This window comes from Pseudoxanthomonas sp. SGT-18, assembly GCF_003931645.1.
In the GTDB taxonomy this organism is placed as follows: Bacteria; Pseudomonadota; Gammaproteobacteria; order Xanthomonadales; family Xanthomonadaceae; genus Pseudoxanthomonas.
Genome location: NZ_RRYJ01000004.1, coordinates 61,171 through 80,386 on the forward strand (window position 1 = coordinate 61,171; position 19,216 = coordinate 80,386).

The window sequence follows — 19,216 nt, forward strand, 5'->3', positions numbered from 1 at the left end:
CAGACCATGTCACGACGCGTCCGCGGTTTGACGCTAATCGAGCTGATGATCGCCATGCTCATTGGCGTGGTCCTCATCCTCGGCCTGGTGCAGGTGTTCGCCGCCTCGCGCTCGGCCTACATGCTGTCGGAGGGCATGTCGCGGGTCCAGGAGAACGGCCGCTTCGCCCTGGATTACCTGCAGCGTGACATCCGCATGGTCGGCCACTTCGGCTGCGTCAACGACCAGGCGCACATGGCCAACTCGCCGCAGGGCCTGGTCAGCCTGTTCGGCGCCCATCCGGGGCTGGATTTCTTCACCTCGGTCCAGGGCTACGAGGCCGATGGCACCGCGCCCGGCGCCGGCCTGGCCATCTCCGAAACCCCGGCCGTGGGCGGCACCGCCTATTCGCCGACGCTGCCGGCCGAGATCGCCGCGGCCACCACCAACCGCATCAATGGCAGCGACATCATCGCCCTGCGCTTCCTTGCCGCCGAGGGCGTGCCGGTGACCGCCATCGAGGGCACCCCGGACACCCCGGTGTTCCGCTTCGACCCGGCGCGCTGGGACGTGCTGCGCAGCGGCGCGGACAACCCCGGCCTGTTCGGCGTGGCCGACTGCATCAGCTCGGTGGTGTTCCAGGCGGCCGCGGTGGACTCGGGCAGCGGCAGCGTCACCGCCGGCTCGACCCAGTCCTTCAACGCCAGCTCGGTGTTCACCCGGGTCTTCACCGAGGGCCAAGCCACCCTGCACCGGGCCGAGAGCGTGGTGTTCTATGTCGGCCGCAACGACCAGGGCCAGCCCTCGCTCTACCGCGTCCGCTTCACCGCCGGCCCCAGCGGCGCCCTGGTCGCGCAGCGCCAGGAGCTGGTGGAAGGCATCGAGAACATGCAGCTGCTCTATGGCGTGGACCGCCAGCTCGATCCCACGCGCCCGGCCGACGGCTTCATCGACCGGCTGATGGTGGCCTCCGGCGTCCAGGCCGCGGCCACGCCCGCCCGCGAGGCCTGGCGCAGGGTGGGGGCGGTGCAGATCGGCCTGCTGGCGGTCAGTCCGCAGCGCGCCACCGCCGTCCAGGGCGACGACACCCACCGGCCCTCGGCCCTGGGCGTCACCTACACGGTTCCCGACGACGGGCGCTACCGCACCGTCTACGAGAGCACCATCGCCATGCGCAACCGCCTCTACGGCAACTGAGTGTCGTGATGAATACCCTCCGCCCGCGCAAACTGCCTTCCCGCCTCCCGCGCCGCCAGTCCGGCGCCGTGCTCTACGTGGCCCTGGTGATGCTGATCCTGCTGGCGCTGATCGGCATCGTCGGCATGCAGGTGGCCGGCCTGCAGGAACGGATGGCGGCCAACTACCGCAACGCCAACCTGGCCTTCCAGAATGCCGAGGCGGTCGCGCGCGAGATGGAGCGCGAGATCGACGCTGCGCTCACCGGCGAGGCCGGCACCTACGAGGCCGACCAGGAGGTGTGCCAGCCCACCTTCGACCCGGTGACCTGGGCCGACAGCATCAGCGCGACCGAGGCGACCTATACCCGGCGCATCGACCAGTGCTTCCCGGCCTCCAGCCGGGTGGCCGGGAAGAAGCGCAACGAGCAGACCAGCAACATCTACGAGGTCAACTCGCTGGCCAGCGACAACGCCACCAGCGCGACCTCCTCTGCCGTGATCAGCACCATCTACATTCCCTGAGGCACACTCGTCATGAAAGGCATCGCGATTCCCCGATGGTTGCGTTGGACTGTGCCGGGTGCCGCAGCAGTGGCCATCGCAGGCTGGATGCTGGGCCTGTCGGCGGCGGTCAGCGACTTCGACATCGCCCAGCGCCCGCTCTACCAGGGCACCAGCGAACCGCCGCTGATGATGATGGTGATGTCGCGTGACGAGCGCCTGTTCACCAAGGCGTTCTCCGACTACACCGACCTGGATGGCGACGGCCTGCTGGACGTCACCTACAAGGACAGCTTCAGCTACGAGGGGTATTTCGACCCCGGCCTTTGCTACAGCTACAGCAGCAACAGGTTCAAGGCCGCCGCCCAGGCCGGCGGCCCCAATGGGCACAGCTGCAGTGGCCAGTGGAGCGGCAACTTCCTCAACTGGGTGACGATGAGTCGCCTGGACATCCTGCGCTACGTGCTCTATGGCGGGATGCGTTCCACCGACACCAACACCACGGTGCTGGAGCGGGCGCATATCCCCAACGACCTGCATGCCTGGGTCAAGGTCTATTCCGGCAGCGACATCGGCAGCTTCGTGCCCGGCGCCAGCGGCACCACCTCGTTCTGCAACGCCTCCCTCAGCAGCACTGGCGAGCCGAAGATGCGCATCGCGAGCGGTGCCTGGCCAGAGTGGGCCTCGACCGCGGCGCACCAGTGCATGCTCAAGAGCCAGAACGCTGGCCAGGGTTCGGATAACGACATGCCGCCGAGCACCACGGATTACACCGTCCGGGTGGAGGTGTGCGACCCGAACAACACCGCCCTGCACGAGTCGTTCTGCCAGCGCTACGGTGCTTCCTCCTACAAGCCGGTGGGCCTGCTGCAGACCTATGGCGAGACCAACAAGCTGCGCTTCGGCCTGCTGACCGGCAGCTACTCCAATCCCCGCGACGGCGGCATCCTGCGCCGCAACATCGGCCGCTTCGCCGGCAATGGCAACAGCACCAGCGGCTGTGCCGCCGGCGACGAGGTGGACCTGTCCAACGGCCGCTTCTGCAACCAGAACGACGGCGCCGAGGGCATCGTCAACACCATCAACCGCTTCAAGCTGACCCAGTGGAACGCCGGCAACAAGGTCTGGGACGACTGCAATACCTACGGCATCCTCAACAGGGACCTGGGCAGTAACAACGCGCGGCGCTGCAGCGCCTGGGGCAATCCGCTGGCGGAGATGTACGCCGAGGCCCTGCGCTACATCGCCGGCCAGAACTCGGCCACGGCCGCGTTCACCGGCGGCAACGACCTGGCCGGCCTGCCCAAGCCGGCCTGGCAGGATCCCTACCGCCTGCCGGAGCTGGGCGGCAATTCCTACTGCGCCGCCTGCAACATCCTGGTCATGTCCTCCAGCCTGCCCTCCTTTGACGGCAACGCCATCCCCGACGTGCCGCAGGGGATCGGCAACGGCAACAGCCTTACCAACTCGATAGGCAGCTACGAGGGCCTCAACGGCGAGCTGCTGGTTGGCAGCGCGACCCAGGACACCAATACCGCCCATGAGCAGCTGTGCTCGGCCAAGAACGTGACCGCCCTGGGCAGCGCCCGCGGCATCTGCCCGGACACGCCTTCCACCGAGGGCAGCTACCGCCTGGCCGGCCTGGCCTATGGCGCGCGCACCACCGACCTGCGCCCCGGCCTGCAGGGCAAGCCGGCGACCCACCGCAATACGGTGACCACCTATGCGGTGGCACTGGCCGACAACCTGCCCAAGTTCGAGGTGCCGGTCGGCGGGGGGCGCATCACCCTGGCGCCGCTGTGCCAGGCCAACAACAGCGGCAATGCGGGCATCGACAGCAGCGGCTGGCGCAGCTGCTTCCTGGGTTCGGTGGGCGTGGGCGCCAAGACCGCCAGCGTCAGCCCCCAGCATGTCTATGGCCGCCCCCTGCGCGACGACGGGCGCGCCGGCAGCTTCTCCCTGGTCTGGGAAGACTCGCTGTGGGGCAACGACCACGACAACGACGTGGTCTCGATGCTGACCTACTGCGTGGGTTCGACCTGCACCGAGGACACCAACCCCAGGAACAACAACGAACATAGCGGCTACGACATCTGCTGGCGCTCGGACTCCGATGTCTGCAACGGGGGCGGCCGTCCGACCGTGAACGAGGATGAGGTGCTGGTGCGCATCGAGAACCTGTCGGCGTACGCCGGCAACGCGATGCTGACCGGTTTCGCCGTGGCGGGTTCCGATGACGACGGCCTCAAGCGCCTGGCCCTGCGCCCCGGTAACAGCAACACCACCATCCTGACTGCCCAAGCCGATCCGCCGAGCAACTGGGACAAGCCCAAGGTGCTCAAGTTCAAGCTCGGCAACAGCGGCGCCAGGCAACCGGAGAGCCCGCTGTGGTACGCCGCCAAGTACGGCGGCTTCAAGGACGCCAATGGCAACAACCGTCCGGATTCCGGCGAGTGGGATAGCCGTACCCCGGGCGAGCCTGACAACTATTTCTTCGCCCGCGACCCGTCCAAGCTCAAGCGCGAGATCCAGGCCATCTTCGAGGCGGCCTCGCTGACCGGCGCGGTCACGGGCGGCAGCGGCGCCGGTTCCCGCATCGGCGACAACTCGATGACGGTCGAGGTCGGCTTCCAGCCGGGCCCGGAGGACAATCCGGGCGACTGGACCGGCTACCTGCGCGCGGTGACCGTCACCGCGCTCGGCGGCCGCGGCGAAGTGCTGTGGGATGCGGGCAGCAAGATCCCGTCCCCGGCTTCGCGCAACATCTACGTGGCTACCCAGCCGACCCAGCTCAATGCCACCGGGGCGGTGACCCAGGCCGTCCAGGCCGCGACCTTCACCTCCGCCTCGCTGGGCGCCAACAACACCGAGCGGCTTGCCGCGCTGGGCGTGCCTTCGCCGGCGCCCAACTGGCTCGGGGCCTCGCCCAGCGCCGACACCCTGGTCAGCTACCTGCGCGGCCAGGCCGTGGCCGACTACCGCACCCGGAGTTCGCTGCTGGGCGACATCATCAACTCCCAGGCCGAGATCGTGACGCCGCAGGACGACTACGGCTACGGCTTCTGGTCGTACGGCACCGGTGCCCCGGCCTGGCGTGCCGGACTGGGCAGCGGCTACAGGGACTACCTGGCCGCCAAGCGCACCGCGGGCCGGCGTACGATCTTCGTGGGCGCCAATGACGGCATGCTGCACGCCTTCGATGCGCAGATGAACGGCGCCGGCGGCACCGAGAAGTTCGCCTTCGTCCCCAATGGCGCGCTCCGGCACATGTACGAGCTGGTCAACCCGGCGTACGACCACCGCTATTTCGTCGATGGTCCGATCGCGGTTGGCGATGCTTCCTTCAGCGGCACCGGCAGCGGCGACTGGCGCACGGTGCTGGTCGGCAGTACCGGCGCCGGCGGCGCCGGCATCGCCGCCGGCTCCACGGTGCGTGGCGACGGCTCGGTGTTCGCGCTGGACGTCACCAATCCGGATGGCTTCGGCGCCAACAACGTGCTGTGGGAGCTGACCGGCGCCACGGACGATGACCTGGGCTTCGTCCTGGGCAAGCCGACGATCGTGCCGGTGGCCATCGACGGGCTGGACTCGGCGCCGCGCTGGGTGGCGCTGTTCGGCAACGGACCGAACTCGGCCAACGGCGCCCCGGTGCTGTTCGTGGTGGACATCGCCAGCGGCGCGGTCCTGGCCCGGCTCAAGCCCGGCAACAGCTACGCCGGCCAGAACGGCCTGATGAACATCGCCCCGGTGGCGGTCTACAACAGCCTGGGCGTGGTGGACACCGTGTACGGCGGCGACCTGCAGGGCAACCTATGGAAGTTCGACCTGCGCGGTACCCAGGCCGACTGGGAGGTGGCTTTCAGCGGTGCCCCGCTGTTCCAAGCGCGCTATGGGGCGCAGGTGCAGCCGATCACCGGCGGCCTGGAGATCTCCAGTGGCCCGGGTGGCGGCATCAGCGTGCTGTTCGGTACCGGCCGCTTCTTCGTCCAGGGTGACAATACCGATACCTCCGTGCAGTCGCTGTACGGCATCTGGGACAACCTCAGCGACACCCCGGTCAGCGGCCGCGATGTGCTGGTGAACCAGAGCGTGTCGGCGCTGGGGGCCGCGGACGGCTACAACACCCGTGGCGTTGGCCCGGTGCCGCCCAACTCGGTGAACTACGGCGTCCACCGCGGCTGGTACGTGGACCTGGTGGTCGCCGGGCAGGCGGCGGCCGGGGAGCGCTTCATCGGCGCCCCGACCCTGCAGAACGGCAAGGTGATCTTCACCACCTACGTGCCGACTTCGGCGATCTGTTCCGCGGGCGGTGGCGTCAACTGGCTGTACGCGCTGGACCTGCTCAGCGGCACCGGCAGCATGGCCGGCATCAGCCTGGCCCCGGGGGGCGAGGCGGTGTGCACCGGCAACTGCGGCGCCATCTCGCTCAACAAGGATGATTCACCGCAGGCGCCGGTGACCAGCACCAACATCTTCGTTCCCAAGCTGGAGGGATGCGATCCTTCCGACCCGGGTTGCACGATCGACCAGGTGTTGGCGGCGGAGAAGTGCACCTTCGTGCTGCGCGCACCCGGTGCCGACCCGCTGTACATGCCCAGGCCGTGCGGCCGCCAATCCTGGCGCCAGGTACGTTGAGCAGGAGTGACCACAGATGAAGCGAGCCCTTGCCATCCTCCAGCCCGGCCGCGCGCAGTCCCAGCGCCAGGCCGGCTTCACCCTGGTGGAGCTGATGATCGTGGTGGCGGTCGTGGCCATCCTCGCGGCGCTGGCATATCCCGCCTACACCGGCCATGTGCTCAAAGCGCGCCGTGCCCAAGCCAAGGCCGACCTGGTGGAGTACGCGCAGCTGGCCGAGCGCTGGCATACGGTGAACAACACGTACCAGGGGTTCAGCCTGCCGGTGACGCAGTCGCCGCGCGAGCCGGGTGCGACCGCCCGCTACGCCCTGGCGCTGGACAACGTGACTGCGACCACCTTCACCATCGTCGCTACCGCCCAGGGCGCCCAGGCCGAGGACCGTTGCGGCGACCTGTCCATCACCCATACGGGGGCCAAGGCCAGGACCGGCACGGCGCCGCTGTCGGAGTGCTGGTGAGGGCAGGCCGAAAAAATTCTCCGGGATGCTTGATCCTTGCGCGTCACGTTGACTACAATGCGCCCCCCTGCCCGAATAGCTCAGCCGGTTAGAGCACTTGACTGTTAATCAGGGGGTCGTTGGTTCGAGTCCAACTTCGGGCGCCATATTCATGAAGCACTTAGGCCCGCCTTGGCGGGCCTAAGTGCTTTTTGTATGCCAGCCGCTGGTCGCCTGCTGTGTGCTCGGCGGAGCGGTTCGTTCAGTTTGGCAGGGCCGCGGTGGGCCAAGGGCGGTTCAGCTCTCCGGGCAAGGTTGTGGTCGCTCCAGGCGCTGGCTGCGGGTGCGGCCGGCGTTGTTGACCACCACTTCGCCGCGCAACTGCCCGCCCACGCAGACTCTCAAGGTGAGGTTGGTGCCACTGTTGCGGCCGTCGGGCTGGTAGCGCACCCGGTGCCGTCCGGTGGAGGACACCACCCGCACGTCCGGGTGGAAAGGCTGGCGTATGTTGCGCAGCACGTTGGCCTCCGAGGCGGGTTGGCCGGTCCGGGCCGGGTCCAGAAACAGGAGCCAGTCCCCGCTCCAATCGGTTCCGCTGGCGCAGCGGCCGTCGCCCCGGGATGGGCACAGAGTCACCGGCATCCGCCGGGTGATGGCGGTGCTGCGGGCCTGGGCCAGCTGGGCGGTGACCAGGTGCATGGCGGTAGCCAGGCGTTGGCGGCGCAGTGCTTCCTGAAGGGAAGGCAGGGCGAGCCCGCACGTGATGGCGACCACGGCCGCCACCGCGGCGGTCTCGACCAGACTGTATCCCGGCGCATCCTTGCGCATGGGCGAAATCCTTTTCGCTCGGGAACTCCAGCATGGAGCCGGCGGCCGGCCGGCGGAATCGGCATCCCGGCATGCGTGGTGTAGGAATTCGCCGCATCCGGGCGGGCGCCGAGTAGGGCCGCCGGGAACGCGCCTGGAGCGCCAGGGCGGGCCGTTCGGCGAAGACCGAGCCGTGCTGGCGCCCCCTCGGCCTCCGTCGCCGGCTGCCGTCGGCAGTCGCCGGGCGCCTGGCGCCAGTGCGGCGCGACGCTGCTGGCCCCGGCCGGCAACGCCGGCCTGGTCGCGGGCATCGCCGCCCGCCCGGTGGTCGCCAGGCGCCGGCCGCCGGCACCCCCGGTCACGGCCGGCACAGCCCCGCTGTCTATACTGGACAGTCCCCATCCACGGTGTCGCCCATGAGCGAGCGGTTCGAGCTGGTGTCCCCGTACGCCCCGGCGGGCGACCAGCCGTATGCCATCGAGAAGCTGGTCGAAGGCTTCGAGGCCGGCCTGGCGAAGCAGGTGCTGCTGGGCGTCACCGGCTCGGGCAAGACCTACACCATCGCCAACGTGGTCCAGCAGGTGCAGAAGCCGACCCTGGTGATGGCCCACAACAAGACCCTGGCCGCGCAGCTGTACGGCGAGTTCAAGGCGTTCTTCCCGAACAACGCGGTCGAGTACTTCGTCAGCTACTACGACTACTACCAGCCCGAGGCCTACGTCCCCTCGACCGACACCTTCATCGAGAAGGACAGCTCGATCAACGACCACATCGAGCAGATGCGCCTGGCCGCGACCAAGGCGCTGCTGTCGCGGCGCGACGTGCTGGTGGTGGCCACGGTCTCGGCGATCTACGGCCTGGGCGCGCCGGAGGACTACCTGTCGCTGCGCCTGATCCTGTCGCGCGGCGAGCGCATCGACCAGCGCGAGCTGCTGCGCCACCTGACCCAGCTGCAGTACACCCGCAACGAGTACGAGCTGCAGCGCGGCACCTTCCGCGTGCGCGGCGAGGTGGTGGACGTGCACCCGGCCGAAAGCGACGCCGAGGCGGTGCGCATCGAGCTGTTCGACGGCGAGATCGAGAACATCTCCCTGTTCGACCCGCTCACCGGCGAGATCCTGCGCCGCATCCCGCGCTACACCATCTACCCGAAGACCCACTACGCGACCACCCGCGAGCGGGTGCTCAACGCGATCGAGACCATCAAGCTCGAGCTGAAGGAGCGGCTGGAGCAGCTGTACGCGCAGAACAAGCTGGTCGAGGCCCAGCGCCTGGCCCAGCGCACCCAGTTCGACCTGGAGATGATGGCCGAGGTCGGCTACTGCTCGGGCATCGAGAACTACTCCCGGCACCTGACCGGCAAGGCGCCTGGCGAGCCGCCGCCGACCCTGTTCGACTACCTGCCGGCCGACGCGCTGCTGGTGGTGGACGAGTCGCACGTGACCATCCCGCAGATCGGCGCCATGTACAAGGGCGACCGCTCGCGCAAGGAAACCCTGGTGGAGTTCGGCTTCCGCCTGCCCTCGGCGCTGGACAACCGCCCGCTGAAGTTCGAGGAGTGGGAGGCGCGTGCGCCGCGCTCGATCTACGTCTCGGCCACGCCTGGCCCGTACGAGATGCGCGAGGCCGGCGACCAGGTGGTCGAACTGGTGGTGCGCCCGACCGGCCTGGTCGACCCGCAGGTGGAGATCCGCCCGGTCGCCACCCAGGTCGACGACCTGATGGGCGAGATCAACAAGTGCGTGGCCATGGGCGACCGCGTGCTGGTCACCACCCTGACCAAGCGCATGGCCGAGAACCTCACCGACTACCTGGCCGAGCACGATATCAAGGTGCGCTACCTGCACTCGGACGTGGACACGGTCGAGCGCGTGGAGATCATCCGCGACCTGCGCCTGGGCAAGTTCGACGTGCTGGTGGGCATCAACCTGCTGCGCGAGGGCCTGGACATGCCCGAGGTCTCGCTGGTGGCGATCCTCGACGCGGACAAGGAGGGTTTCCTGCGTTCGTCCGGCTCGCTGATCCAGACCATCGGCCGCGCCGCGCGCAACCTGCGCGGCAGGGCGATCCTGTATGCGGACACCATCACCCGCTCGATGCAGGCGGCGATCGACGAGACCAACCGCCGCCGCGAGAAGCAGGAGCAGTACAACGCCGAGCACGGCATCGTCCCGCGCCAGGTGGTGCGCCAGATCATGGACGTCATGGAGGGCGCGCGCCCCGAGCCCGGCGAGGCCAAGTCCAAGGGCAAGGGCCGCGGCAAGGCGCGCCAGGTGGCCGAGCCGGCCACCGACTACTCCACCCTGGACCCGGCCAAGGCCCTGGCCAGGATCAACGAGCTGGAGCAGCGCATGTACCAGCACGCCCGCGACCTGGAGTTCGAGGACGCCGCGCGCCTGCGCGACGAGATCCGCAAGCTCAAGGAAGCGGCCCTGGCCGGCTGAGGCCCGCCCCCTGTTGTGGATTCGGCCCGGGGCAGGGTAGAATGCGCGCCCCTGCAGACGGCGACGCCGTCCGGCAGCGGCAAACGGGCGGTTAGCTCAGCGGTAGAGCACTACCTTGACATGGTAGGGGTCACAGGTTCGAACCCTGTACCGCCCACCACCTCCAGGCAGGTGGAAAAAATGCCTTGGCCCGAAAGCCCCGCCCGCCGCGGGGCTTTTTCGTATCCGCGGCCGGCACCGCGCCACGCGCACGCGGCTCAGCGGGCGAGGGCGTCCAGCAGCCACGCCAGCCTGCGCAGCTGCACCGGCTGCACGCGGAGACTCCGGGTGTGCGGATCGCCTCCGGCGTGGCGATATCCCGGGCGCTTCGCTACCCCCGGCTACGCCCGCTGGCCCGGGCCGCTCACCTGCCGGCCGCGCCTTCCACCACCCGCACCTCGAACACCCACGGCGTGCGCTTCCCGCCATGGGCGACGAACTCCACCCGCGTCCCATCGCCGCGCAGCGCGGCCGCTGTCCCGGCAGGCAGCGTGAACTCCTCGACCACCAGGTCGTCCTTGCCCTTGCCGTCGAGCACGATGCTGCCGAGCTTGCGGCCGTCGACCAGCACGTCCATGCCGGCATTCCACTGGCCGCCGAACACCGTCAGCTGCAGGGTCGGTGGGGTGCTTTCGGGAACCGGACGGCGGGCTCGCAGCAAGTAGGAGAAGCGGTCGCCGGCATCGCGCCAGGGCCGGCCGAGCATGTTCCCGGTCCTGCTGTCGCGGCCCTGGTAGGCGTGGTCGACCTCGGGCTGCTGTTCGCCGGGCTGGACCTGGTCCAGGGTGCGGGCTTCCAGGGCCTGGCGCTGGCGTTCGGCCGCCTCGATCGCGGCGACCACGGCCGGATACCGCTCCGGGGTGGTGGTGCGCCAGTAGGCCATGTAGCGGGCGTCGTGGACGCGGTACAGCGGCTCCAGGCGCAGGCCGCGGAACGACATCGGCCGCACCAGGGCGTCGGCGCTGAACACCAGCGGCTGCCCCGGCACCGGGCGGATGCCCGCGGCCAGCGCCTCGCGCTCGCCCACCAGCATCGGCGCCTGGTCCAGCGGCAGGTAGGGGCCGGGGGCGATATGGCTGCCGCGGCCGTCGTCGGCGATCAGGCCTTCCAGATCCTCCCCGCCGGTGCGCGCGGCCAGCATCAGCGGGCCGTGCATCACCGCCACCCAGTCCGAGCCGTCGGGCAGGGCCTCGATGCGGGTGGCCATGGGCAGCTCGACCTCGATGCGGTCGCCGTCCTGCCACCGCCGCTCGATCCGCGCATGGGACGAGGGCCTGGATTCCACCGGCCAGGACCGGCCATTGATCCTCACCCGCAGCGGGCCCGCCAGCCAGTGCGGATGGCGCAACTCCAGGGCGAAGCTGTGCGGCGTATCCAGCGCCAGTTCCAGCACGCTGCGCGGCTCCTCGGGGAAGCGCGTGTGCTGGCGCAGCACCAGGCCGGATTCGGCCCAGCGCAGTTCCGAGTCCAGGTACAGGTTCACCCGCAGCACATCGGCATCGTAGGAGTACACGAAGGCACCGTGGCGGCCGTGGTTCTCCATGCCGCTGCCCACGCAGCACCAGAAGCACTGCTGCGGCTGCGAATACACGCGGTAGTGCCGCGGCCGGATCGGGGTGAAGTACACCAGCCCGCCGTGGTCGGGATGCTGGGTGGAGAGGATGTGGTTGAACAGCACCCGTTCGTAGAAATCCGCATGCCGCGGGTCCGGGCGCAGCCGCTCCAGCAGCAGGGTCAGGCGCAGCATGTTGTAGCTGTTGCAGGTCTCCGGGCCCTCGCGCGAGGCCACCATGCCGCTGAAGTCGCCGGCCGGGTTGAAGTGCTCGCGCACGCTGTTGCCGCCAAAGGCGATGCTCCGGTGCAGCGCCACCCGCTCCCAGAAGAACTGCGCCGCCTCGATCCAGGCCGCGTCGCCGTCCAGCTCGCCGATGCGGGCGAAGCCGATCACCTTGGGGATCTGGGTGTTGGCGTGCAGCCCGTCCAGCCGGTCCTCGCGCCGCAGCAGGGGCTCGAGGATGGCGCGGTGCGAGAAGCGCCGCGCCAGCGCCAGGTAGCGGCGTTCGCCGGTGATGGCATAGACGTCGGCCAGCACCTCGTTCATGCCGCCATGCTCGGTATCGAGCACGCGCTGCAGCTGGTCGTCGTCGAGGTTGGCCACCAGCGCCCCGGCCCAGTCGGCGAAGCGCACCAGCACCTCGCGCGCCTGCCCGTTGCCGGCCAGCACCCAGGCATCGCGCAGCCCGGCGAAGGTCTTGTGCAGGTTGTAGAACGGCACCCAGGCGCCTTCCAGCGCGAACGACTCGGCCTGGAAATCGCCGCTGGCGATGCGCTCCCACAGCACGCGGCCGTTGGGCACGCCGCCGACGTAGCCGTCGCCGTTGGCGGCCTGGACCTCGGCCAGGGCCGCGACCATGTAGTCCAGCCGCCGGCGCATCTCCGCGCTGCCCTGCGCGGCCTGCTGCGCCAGCGCCGAGAGGTAATGGCCGGCGGTATGGCCATCCAGGCCCATGGATTCCCAGTTCGGGTACCTGGATGCGGGCGAGGGCAGGCCGGCCTCGAGCCGGAATGGTGCCAGCAGCCGGTCCATGTCCAGCGCGGCCAGATAGCGCAGGTTGAGCGCGCTGGAGCGGGCGAACAGGCCTTCGCCCAGGCGCACGTCGGACAGCGGGAAGAAGCGCACCGGCCCGCGCTGCCAGGGCAGCGGCGGCGGCAGGGCCAACGCCGGCAGCAGGGGCAGGCTGGCCGCGGCGCCGCCCAGGGCGGCGACGAAGCCGCGCCGGCTCAGGCGCGGGCCGGGCGCGGCCATGGCGGCGTCTGCCAGGAGAAAAAGACCCCGTCGCAAGGGGAAACCGCCGGGGTGGCGGTGGCGGCGGGGCTTCCGGAAGGGAGGAACACACCGCGCGGCATGGCGGCGCTCAGTGCGAGTCGCGGGCGACGGTGTCGCCACTGCCGCCGACCAGGAAGTCCAGGTCGGCACCCAGGTGCGCCTGCTGCACGTGGTCCACGTACAGCCTGGCCCAGCCACGGGCCGGTGGCGGCGGCGGGGTCCACTCGGCGCGGCGGCGCTCCAGCTCGGCCGCGTCCACGTCCAGGTGCAGGCGGCGGGCCTCCACGTCCAGCTCGATGAAATCGCCCTCGCGCACCAGCGCCAGCGGGCCGCCGGCGGCGGCTTCCGGCGAGACGTGCAGCACCACCGTACCGTAGGCGGTGCCGCTCATGCGCGCATCGGAGATGCGCACGATGTCGGTGATGCCACGGCGCAGCAGCTTGGGCGGCAGCGGCATGTTGCCGACCTCGGCCATGCCCGGGTAGCCGCGCGGACCGCAGTTCTTCAGCACCATCACGCAGGTCTCGTCGATGTCCAGCGCTTCGTCGTCGATCCGCGCCTTGAAGTCCTCGATGTCCTCGAACACCACCGCGCGGCCGCGGTGCCTCAGCAGGTGCGGCGAGGCGGCCGAGGGCTTGATCACCGCGCCGTCCGGGGCCAGGTTGCCGCGCAGCACGGCGATGCCGGCCTCGGCGCGCAGCGGCTGGTCGAGCGGGCGGATCACCTCGCGGTTCCAGCACGGCGCGTCGGCGATGTTCTCGCCGAGGGTGCGGCCGTTGACCGTCAGTGCGTCCAGGTCCAGGTACTGCGCGATCTCGCGCAGCACCGCCGGCAGGCCGCCGGCGTAGTAGAAGTCCTCCATCAGGTACTCGCCCGACGGCTTGAGGTTGACCAGGCAGGGCAGGCGCGAGCCGATCTCGTCCCAGTCCTCCAGGCTCAGTTCCACGCCCAGGCGGCCGGCCAGGGCCAGCAGGTGGATCACCGCGTTGGTCGAGCCGCCGATCGCGGCGTTGGCGCGGATCGCGTTGGCGAAGGCCTTGCGCGTGAGGATCCTCGACATGCGCAGGTCCTCGCGCACCATCTCCACGATGCGGCGGCCGGAAAGGTGGGCCAGGCGGAAGCGGCGCGAGTCGACGGCCGGGATTGCCGCGTTCTCCGGCAGCGACATGCCCAGTGCCTCCACCATCGAGGCCATGGTCGAGGCCGTGCCCATGGTCATGCAGCTGCCCCTGGAGCGCTGCATGCAGGCCTCGGCCTCGTTGAACTCGGCCTGGGTCAGGGTGCCGGCGCGGACCATCTCCGACATCTCGATCACCCCGGTGCCCGAGCCCACCGGCTTGCCGCGCCAGTTGCCCGACAGCGAGGGGCCGCCGGACACGCCGATGGTCGGCAGGTCCACGCTGGCCGCGCCCATCAGCAGCGAGGGCGTGGTCTTGTCGCAGCCCATCAGCAGCACCACGCCATCGATCGGGTTGGCGCGGATGGATTCCTCCACGTCCATCGAGGCGAGGTTGCGGAACAGCATGGCCGTGGGCCGCACCTGGGTCTCGCCCAGGGACATCACCGGGAACTCCAGCGGGAAGCCGCCGGCCTCGTACACGCCGCGCTTGACGTGCTCGGCCAGCTCGCGGAAGGAGCTGTTGCAGGGCGTCAGTTCCGACCAGGTATTGCAGATGCCGATCACCGGGCGGCCATCGAACATGTCGTGCGGCAGGCCCAGGCCCTTGAGCCAGCTGCGGTAGTAGAAGCCCTGCTTGCCCTCGCGGCCGAACCACTGCTGGCTGCGTAAGGGCTTTTTGCTGGAGTCGCTCATGCGCTAGGGATCCCTGCCCAGGAGGAGAGGGCGGGCAGGCGGGGAGGGACTCCCGCGCGGCCCACCTGTTGCGCACGGATGCTACCGGGCCGGGACATGCCCGAAAAATAACAATTCCGCCGGTTGGGATATGAGGATTGCAATGCGGAATGGTCCGCGCCTGGGCCAGCCCGGCTGGGCCGGATCCTCGCGTGGTATCCCCTGCCGGAACGGGGTCGCGGGTGGTGCACGGCGGATGCGCCGCGCCGGCGCGCGGAATACCCTCGCCCATGCGGGCAGGACCCCGGGGCATATCCATTCCTTCCGTCCCGCATCGCGGGACGCCAACAGGGAGCGCATGCATGGCGGCAGCAAGGAAGCAGGGCACGGGTGGCGCGGCGCGGCGGGAGCAAGACGACACGCCGGGCGTGGACGCGCTGGTCGCGCGGCTCTCGCATCCGCTGGCGCCGCTGCTGCAGCGGATCCGGGCGGCCATCCTCGCGGCCGATCCGGCGATCGGCGAGGGCATCAAGTGGAACTCGCCGAGCTTCCACCGCCATGGCTGGTTCGCCACGATCAACTGCCGGCGCCCGGACCTGCTGCAGGTGGTGTTCCACTGCGGCGCGAAGGTGCAGGCCGGCAGCACGGTGCGCGAGGCGGTGGACGACCCGCGCGGGCTGCTGGCCTGGCCTTCGGCCGACCGGGCGCTGGTGGCGTTCGCCAGCGAGGCGGACTTCGCCGCGGCCGAGGAGGACTTCCGCCGGATCGTGGCGCAGTGGGCGGCGTACGCGGGATAGGGTGGGTCGCGGCGGCGTGGTCCGCAGGCGCGCCTCGCGCGCCGGCAGGGAAAGGTGCACGCTGGTCCGGCTTTCCACGCTGGAGGTGCGCCATGGATTCCGACCTGGATGGCATGAGCCGCGAGCAGCTGGTCGCGGAGGTGGTGAGGCTGCGCAACGCGATCCGCGCCCATCGCGACAGCTCCGGGCATGCGCTGTGCTGGTACCACCCGGACCTTTGGAGCCTGTTGCCGGAGCAGTCCACCGCCAGGCCGGTGGTGCCGGAGTGGCCCGTGTTCCTGCGCGGCTGCATCCGCTACCGGCAGTCGCTGGACGAGCAGCTGGCGGACGCGCCGCGTTCGTCCGTGGAGTATCCGGGCGACGGGGCCTGACTGCCGCGGGTGGAGCCGATTGGCAGCGTTCCTGTTCCCGCGCCCTGCGGTGGCGGGGCACGGACGGCGGTTGTCTACAATGCCGGCGACCCGTCGCGCCCTGCCGGAGGCGGGGGTCATGCCCCGGTTTCCTGCGGCCCATGCCGCCGGAGCGCGCAGGAATAGCGTTGCTGCCATGGAGTAATCGATGACTGCCTATGCTGTTGCGGTAATACGCGAGACCCGGTTCTGCGACGAGATCAAGGAATACCTGCAACGCATCGACGACACGCTGGCTCCTTTCTCCGGCAAGTACCGCGTGCATGGAGGTCCCTACCAGCCGCTCGAGGGGTCATGGTCGGGGGACCTGGTCATCATCGAGTTCCCCTCCATGGAACTGGCCAGGAGCTGGTACGAGTCGGAGGCGTACCAGGCCATCCGTCCCTTGCGCACGAAGAACACGGAGGGGGATGTCCTCCTGGTCCAGGGCGTGCCGGAGGGGCACAGGGGCGTGGATCTCCTTGGGTAAGGCCGGGGCCGCCCTGGTGGCAATGCGCAGCTTCCTGGCGGCGGACGTGCTGACCCTGTTGGCGGCCGCGGTCGTGGTGGGCGCGGCAGCCGTGCTGTTCACCTTCCCGCAGGACCCGCGGGCGTGGCAGGCGGCCACCTGGACCTTGGTGGGCGGGCTGGTGGTGTTGTCGGTGCTGGTCGTCTCCTGCGGCATCCGGATGGCCCGGAATCGCGCGGCGAGGGGGTGGCGGAGTATCGTGGCCTTCGCGATCGGCCTGGCATGCCTTGCGCCGTTCGCCGCTGCACTGCTGCTGGCGTAGGCCCCGCGCGATCCGGCGAGGGCCGCATCGGCCGGGGCGGTGGAGCCTTCCGCAAGCCTGCACGCCGGAGGAGGCAGCATGGAAAAGCCGGGCAAGCCGACGACCGTCGAGGGGTACATCGCCGCCGCCGCGCCGGGGAATGCGCAGGCGCGGCTGCGCGAGATGCGCCAGTGCCTGCGCGAGGCGGCACCGCAGGCACGGGAGTCGCTGAAGTGGGGCAAGCCGGCTTTCAGCCTTGGCACCGTGCTTTACGTCTATTCGGTCCACAAGCGGCACGTCAGCTTGCACCCTGCGGTCGGCGCGGTGGCGCACTTCGCCGCCGAGCTGGGCGGCTACGCGACGTCCGGCAACACCATCCAGTTCCCGCTCGATGCGCCGCTGCCGCTGGACTTGATCCGCCGCATGGCCGGATTCCGGGTGCGCGAGGTGGTGGAGCACGGGGGGGGGATGGAAATAGGCCCCGGTACCGGCGTTGACAGGCAAGTCGTGGCTGCCTTCATCGTCGACGACATCCAGGCCGAGTACGAGCGCCTGCTGGCCGCCGGCGTGCGCTTCACCCAGCCGCCGGTGGCGATGGGCCCGGTGACCATCGCCGTGCTCGATGACACCCCTGCGGCAACCTGGTCCAGCTGCTGCGGAAGAACACCTGGCCGTAGCCCGGAAAAGCGGAACGCTTCCGGTTTCCGGCGTTGCGGTACCCGGATGCGGCCGGGTACCTGCGATCCCGGGGCGCGACGAGGCCAGGGCCGTCGCCACCGGCCCGCCATCCTGGAGCGCGTCTCCCGAACCTCTCGCGATGGCAGGGAGCAAGAAGAAGGGCGCCTTGCGGCGCCCTTCGCGGGTCACGCGTTGACGGCGGATCTCACTCCAGCCGGAGCACCACCACCGACTTGGCCGGCAGTTCGACCTTGAGGGTGTTGCCGTTGAGGCTGGCGCCATTGAAGGCGGCGGGCTTCACCACCTCGGGGCGGTCGAAGGTGTTGTGCGCGGTGATCGCGTCGGCGGTCAGCACGCGGCCGCTGACGGCGCGGGCCTGCAGGCCGCTGACGCTGGCGGAAATGCTCGCCGGCCGGTTGGGGTCGAGGTTGCTGAGGGCCACGTACACGTGCCCGTCCTTCGCGCGCACCGCCGAGCCGTGCACGCCGGGGATGGCGCTGTTGCCGTGGCGGTACTGCGGAGCCTTCAGCTCCAGCGGCAGGTAGGTCGCGTCCTGCCAGGGCTTGTACATCTCGAAGACGTGGTAGGTGGGCGTGAGCACCATCTTCCCGCCCTCGGTGAGGATCATCGCCTGCAGCACGTTCACCATCTGCGCGATGTTGCCCATCTTCACCCGGCGCGCGTGCTTGCTCATCGCGTCGAAGTGGATCGCGGCCACCAGGGCGTCGCGCAGGGTGTTCTGCTGCTGCAGGAAGCCCGGGTTGGTGCCGGGGTAGGCCTCGTACCAGGTGCCCCACTCGTCGAGGTACAGGGCGACCTTGTTCTCCGGGTCGTACTTGTCCATCACCTCGATGTGCCTGCGCAGCAGCTCGTCGACCTTCAGCGCGCTTTCCAGGGTCTGGAACCAGGCGGCCTCGTCGAACTCGAAGCTGGAGGCGCGCGGCGGCCAGCCGCCGGGCACGGTGTAGTAATGCACCGACAAGGCATCCATGTGCTTGCCGGCGATCTTCATCATCACCTCGGTCCAGTTGTAGTCGTCGCCATTGGCGCCGGCGGCGACCTTGGTGACGGTCTGGCCGGCGGGCACCTTGACGAAGGTCTGGAACTGGCGGTGCAGGTTGGCGGCGTGCTCGGGCGTCATGTTGCCGCCGCAGCCCCACATCTCGTTGCCGATGCCGAAGAAGGGCACCTTCCACGGCTTGTCGCGGCCGTTGGCGCGGCGCTCCTCGGCCAGCGAGGAGCCCTTCTCGTAGGTCATGTACTCGACCCACTCGGCCATCTCGCGCGGCGAGCCGCTGCCGGTGTTGCCGGAGACGTAGGCGTCGGTGCCCAGCAGCTCGGCGAAGTCCATGAACTCATGGGTGCCGAAGCTGTTGGGTTCTTCCACGCCACCCCAGTGGGTGTTGATCTTGACCCGCCGCTTCTCGCGCGGGCCGATGCCGTCGCGCCAGTAGTACTCGTCGGCGAAGCAGCCGCCGGGCCAGCGCACCACCGGCACCTGCAGCTGCTTCAGCGCGGCCAGCACGTCGTTGCGGTAGCCGCGGGTGTTGGGGATCTCCGAGTCCTCGCCGACCCAGATGCCGCCGTAGATGCCGTAGCCCAGGTGCTCGGCGAACTGGCCGAAGATGTAGCGGCTGACGGTCTCGCCGGGCTGGTCGGCGCGCAGGGTGGCGCTGGCCTGGACCGGCGCCTGCGCGCTGGCGGTGCCTGCGAACAGCAGCGCGGTGGCCAGCGCCAGCCGGGACAACGGGTTGTTGAGCATCGTCTTGCCTCGCTTTCTCGGTGGACGGTTGGGTTGGACGCGCACCGGGACGGCGAGGCTGCGGGCAGCCGCGACGGATCGGCACGACGTCCGGGCGATGCGCCCGGCGCCGGTGGCGGCGGGCGCAGGCCGGTCGAGCATAGTCAGGGCCCCGATAACCTGCCAATTACTTTGTCGGG

Annotated in this window: 14 protein-coding genes and 2 tRNA genes; 12 read left to right on the top strand and 4 right to left on the bottom strand. The window is 69.8% G+C overall.

What is annotated here, in order from left to right; all coding sequences use genetic code 11:
* Nucleotides 1-6: 6 nt before the first annotated feature.
* The 5 genes from EIM47_RS07205 to EIM47_RS07225 all read left to right on the top strand — a co-directional run bounded on the left by EIM47_RS07205 (nucleotide 7) and on the right by EIM47_RS07225 (nucleotide 6,899).
* Nucleotides 7-1,176, top strand: a complete 1,170-nt coding sequence (locus EIM47_RS07205) for a PilW family protein (protein ID WP_125076539.1) — start codon at nucleotides 7-9, stop codon at nucleotides 1,174-1,176.
* An 8-nt stretch (nucleotides 1,177-1,184) separates the two neighbouring features.
* The gene (locus EIM47_RS07210; RefSeq protein WP_125076540.1) at nucleotides 1,185-1,679 is read left to right on the top strand and encodes a PilX N-terminal domain-containing pilus assembly protein; all 495 of its coding nucleotides are present in this window, start codon (nucleotides 1,185-1,187) and stop codon (nucleotides 1,677-1,679) included.
* 69 nt (nucleotides 1,680-1,748) lie between these two features.
* Nucleotides 1,749-6,293 (top strand): PilC/PilY family type IV pilus protein, encoded by a 4,545-nt coding sequence (locus EIM47_RS07215; RefSeq protein ID WP_240626187.1) that lies wholly within the window; start codon nucleotides 1,749-1,751, stop codon nucleotides 6,291-6,293.
* 16 nt (nucleotides 6,294-6,309) lie between these two features.
* Nucleotides 6,310-6,753 (top strand): type IV pilin protein, encoded by a 444-nt coding sequence (locus EIM47_RS07220; protein WP_125076541.1) that lies wholly within the window; start codon nucleotides 6,310-6,312, stop codon nucleotides 6,751-6,753.
* Between the two features lie 69 nt (nucleotides 6,754-6,822).
* A tRNA-Asn gene (locus EIM47_RS07225) sits at nucleotides 6,823-6,899 on the top strand.
* A 130-nt stretch (nucleotides 6,900-7,029) separates the two neighbouring features.
* On the opposite strand, the gene EIM47_RS07230 is transcribed toward EIM47_RS07225, so the two are convergent.
* The gene (locus EIM47_RS07230; protein ID WP_125076542.1) at nucleotides 7,030-7,560 is read right to left on the bottom strand and encodes a GspH/FimT family pseudopilin; all 531 of its coding nucleotides are present in this window, start codon (nucleotides 7,558-7,560) and stop codon (nucleotides 7,030-7,032) included.
* A gap of 395 nt (nucleotides 7,561-7,955) precedes the next feature.
* On the opposite strand from EIM47_RS07230, the gene uvrB reads away from it, so the two are divergent.
* Nucleotides 7,956-9,983, top strand: a complete 2,028-nt coding sequence (gene uvrB, locus EIM47_RS07235) for an excinuclease ABC subunit UvrB (RefSeq protein ID WP_019397729.1) — start codon at nucleotides 7,956-7,958, stop codon at nucleotides 9,981-9,983.
* Nucleotides 9,984-10,068: 85 nt separating this feature from the next.
* A tRNA-Val gene (locus tag EIM47_RS07240) sits at nucleotides 10,069-10,143 on the top strand.
* Between the two features lie 243 nt (nucleotides 10,144-10,386).
* On the opposite strand, the gene EIM47_RS07245 is transcribed toward EIM47_RS07240, so the two are convergent.
* Both EIM47_RS07245 and EIM47_RS07250 read right to left on the bottom strand, forming a co-directional pair.
* Nucleotides 10,387-12,828, bottom strand: coding sequence for a glycoside hydrolase family 127 protein (locus tag EIM47_RS07245; RefSeq protein ID WP_125076543.1), 2,442 nt, complete (start codon nucleotides 12,826-12,828; stop codon nucleotides 10,387-10,389).
* A 109-nt stretch (nucleotides 12,829-12,937) separates the two neighbouring features.
* The gene (locus EIM47_RS07250; protein WP_019397727.1) at nucleotides 12,938-14,662 is read right to left on the bottom strand and encodes an IlvD/Edd family dehydratase; all 1,725 of its coding nucleotides are present in this window, start codon (nucleotides 14,660-14,662) and stop codon (nucleotides 12,938-12,940) included.
* A 341-nt stretch (nucleotides 14,663-15,003) separates the two neighbouring features.
* Between EIM47_RS07250 and EIM47_RS07255 the strand changes: the two genes are divergently transcribed.
* The 5 genes from EIM47_RS07255 to EIM47_RS16100 all read left to right on the top strand — a co-directional run bounded on the left by EIM47_RS07255 (nucleotide 15,004) and on the right by EIM47_RS16100 (nucleotide 17,530).
* Nucleotides 15,004-15,438 (top strand): DUF1801 domain-containing protein, encoded by a 435-nt coding sequence (locus EIM47_RS07255; protein WP_164514562.1) that lies wholly within the window; start codon nucleotides 15,004-15,006, stop codon nucleotides 15,436-15,438.
* Between the two features lie 92 nt (nucleotides 15,439-15,530).
* Complete coding sequence (locus tag EIM47_RS07260) at nucleotides 15,531-15,809, top strand: hypothetical protein (RefSeq protein WP_125076545.1); 279 nt, start codon at nucleotides 15,531-15,533, stop codon at nucleotides 15,807-15,809.
* 187 nt (nucleotides 15,810-15,996) lie between these two features.
* Entirely contained in the window at nucleotides 15,997-16,317 is a 321-nt protein-coding gene (locus EIM47_RS07265) for a DUF1330 domain-containing protein (protein ID WP_019397724.1), read from the top strand.
* 22 nt (nucleotides 16,318-16,339) lie between these two features.
* Entirely contained in the window at nucleotides 16,340-16,618 is a 279-nt protein-coding gene (locus EIM47_RS07270; protein ID WP_125076546.1) for a hypothetical protein, read from the top strand.
* Between the two features lie 78 nt (nucleotides 16,619-16,696).
* The gene (locus tag EIM47_RS16100) at nucleotides 16,697-17,530 is read left to right on the top strand and encodes a DUF1801 domain-containing protein (protein WP_125076547.1); all 834 of its coding nucleotides are present in this window, start codon (nucleotides 16,697-16,699) and stop codon (nucleotides 17,528-17,530) included.
* Here EIM47_RS16100 and EIM47_RS07280 read toward each other — a convergent pair.
* Nucleotides 17,481-19,037 (bottom strand): alpha-L-arabinofuranosidase C-terminal domain-containing protein, encoded by a 1,557-nt coding sequence (locus EIM47_RS07280; protein WP_125076548.1) that lies wholly within the window; start codon nucleotides 19,035-19,037, stop codon nucleotides 17,481-17,483. The genes EIM47_RS16100 and EIM47_RS07280 overlap by 50 nt on opposite strands.
* Nucleotides 19,038-19,216 lie beyond the last annotated feature (179 nt).

Bases quoted from the DNA above. Each gene is read 5' to 3' on its own strand.
- EIM47_RS07205 (WP_125076539.1), top strand. From the start codon at position 7: ATGTCACGACGCGTCCGCGGTTTGACGCTAATCGAGCTGATGATCGCC.
- EIM47_RS07210 (WP_125076540.1), top strand. From the start codon at position 1,185: ATGAATACCCTCCGCCCGCGCAAACTGCCTTCCCGCCTCCCGCGCCGC.
- EIM47_RS07220 (WP_125076541.1), top strand. From the start codon at position 6,310: ATGAAGCGAGCCCTTGCCATCCTCCAGCCCGGCCGCGCGCAGTCCCAG.
- EIM47_RS07230 (WP_125076542.1), bottom strand. From the start codon at position 7,560: ATGCGCAAGGATGCGCCGGGATACAGTCTGGTCGAGACCGCCGCGGTG.
- uvrB (WP_019397729.1), top strand. From the start codon at position 7,956: ATGAGCGAGCGGTTCGAGCTGGTGTCCCCGTACGCCCCGGCGGGCGAC.
- EIM47_RS07245 (WP_125076543.1), bottom strand. From the start codon at position 12,828: ATGGCCGCGCCCGGCCCGCGCCTGAGCCGGCGCGGCTTCGTCGCCGCC.
- EIM47_RS07250 (WP_019397727.1), bottom strand. From the start codon at position 14,662: ATGAGCGACTCCAGCAAAAAGCCCTTACGCAGCCAGCAGTGGTTCGGC.
- EIM47_RS07255 (WP_164514562.1), top strand. From the start codon at position 15,004: ATGGCGGCAGCAAGGAAGCAGGGCACGGGTGGCGCGGCGCGGCGGGAG.
- EIM47_RS07260 (WP_125076545.1), top strand. From the start codon at position 15,531: ATGGATTCCGACCTGGATGGCATGAGCCGCGAGCAGCTGGTCGCGGAG.
- EIM47_RS07265 (WP_019397724.1), top strand. From the start codon at position 15,997: ATGACTGCCTATGCTGTTGCGGTAATACGCGAGACCCGGTTCTGCGAC.
- EIM47_RS07270 (WP_125076546.1), top strand. From the start codon at position 16,340: ATGCGCAGCTTCCTGGCGGCGGACGTGCTGACCCTGTTGGCGGCCGCG.
- EIM47_RS16100 (WP_125076547.1), top strand. From the start codon at position 16,697: ATGGAAAAGCCGGGCAAGCCGACGACCGTCGAGGGGTACATCGCCGCC.
- EIM47_RS07280 (WP_125076548.1), bottom strand. From the start codon at position 19,037: ATGCTCAACAACCCGTTGTCCCGGCTGGCGCTGGCCACCGCGCTGCTG.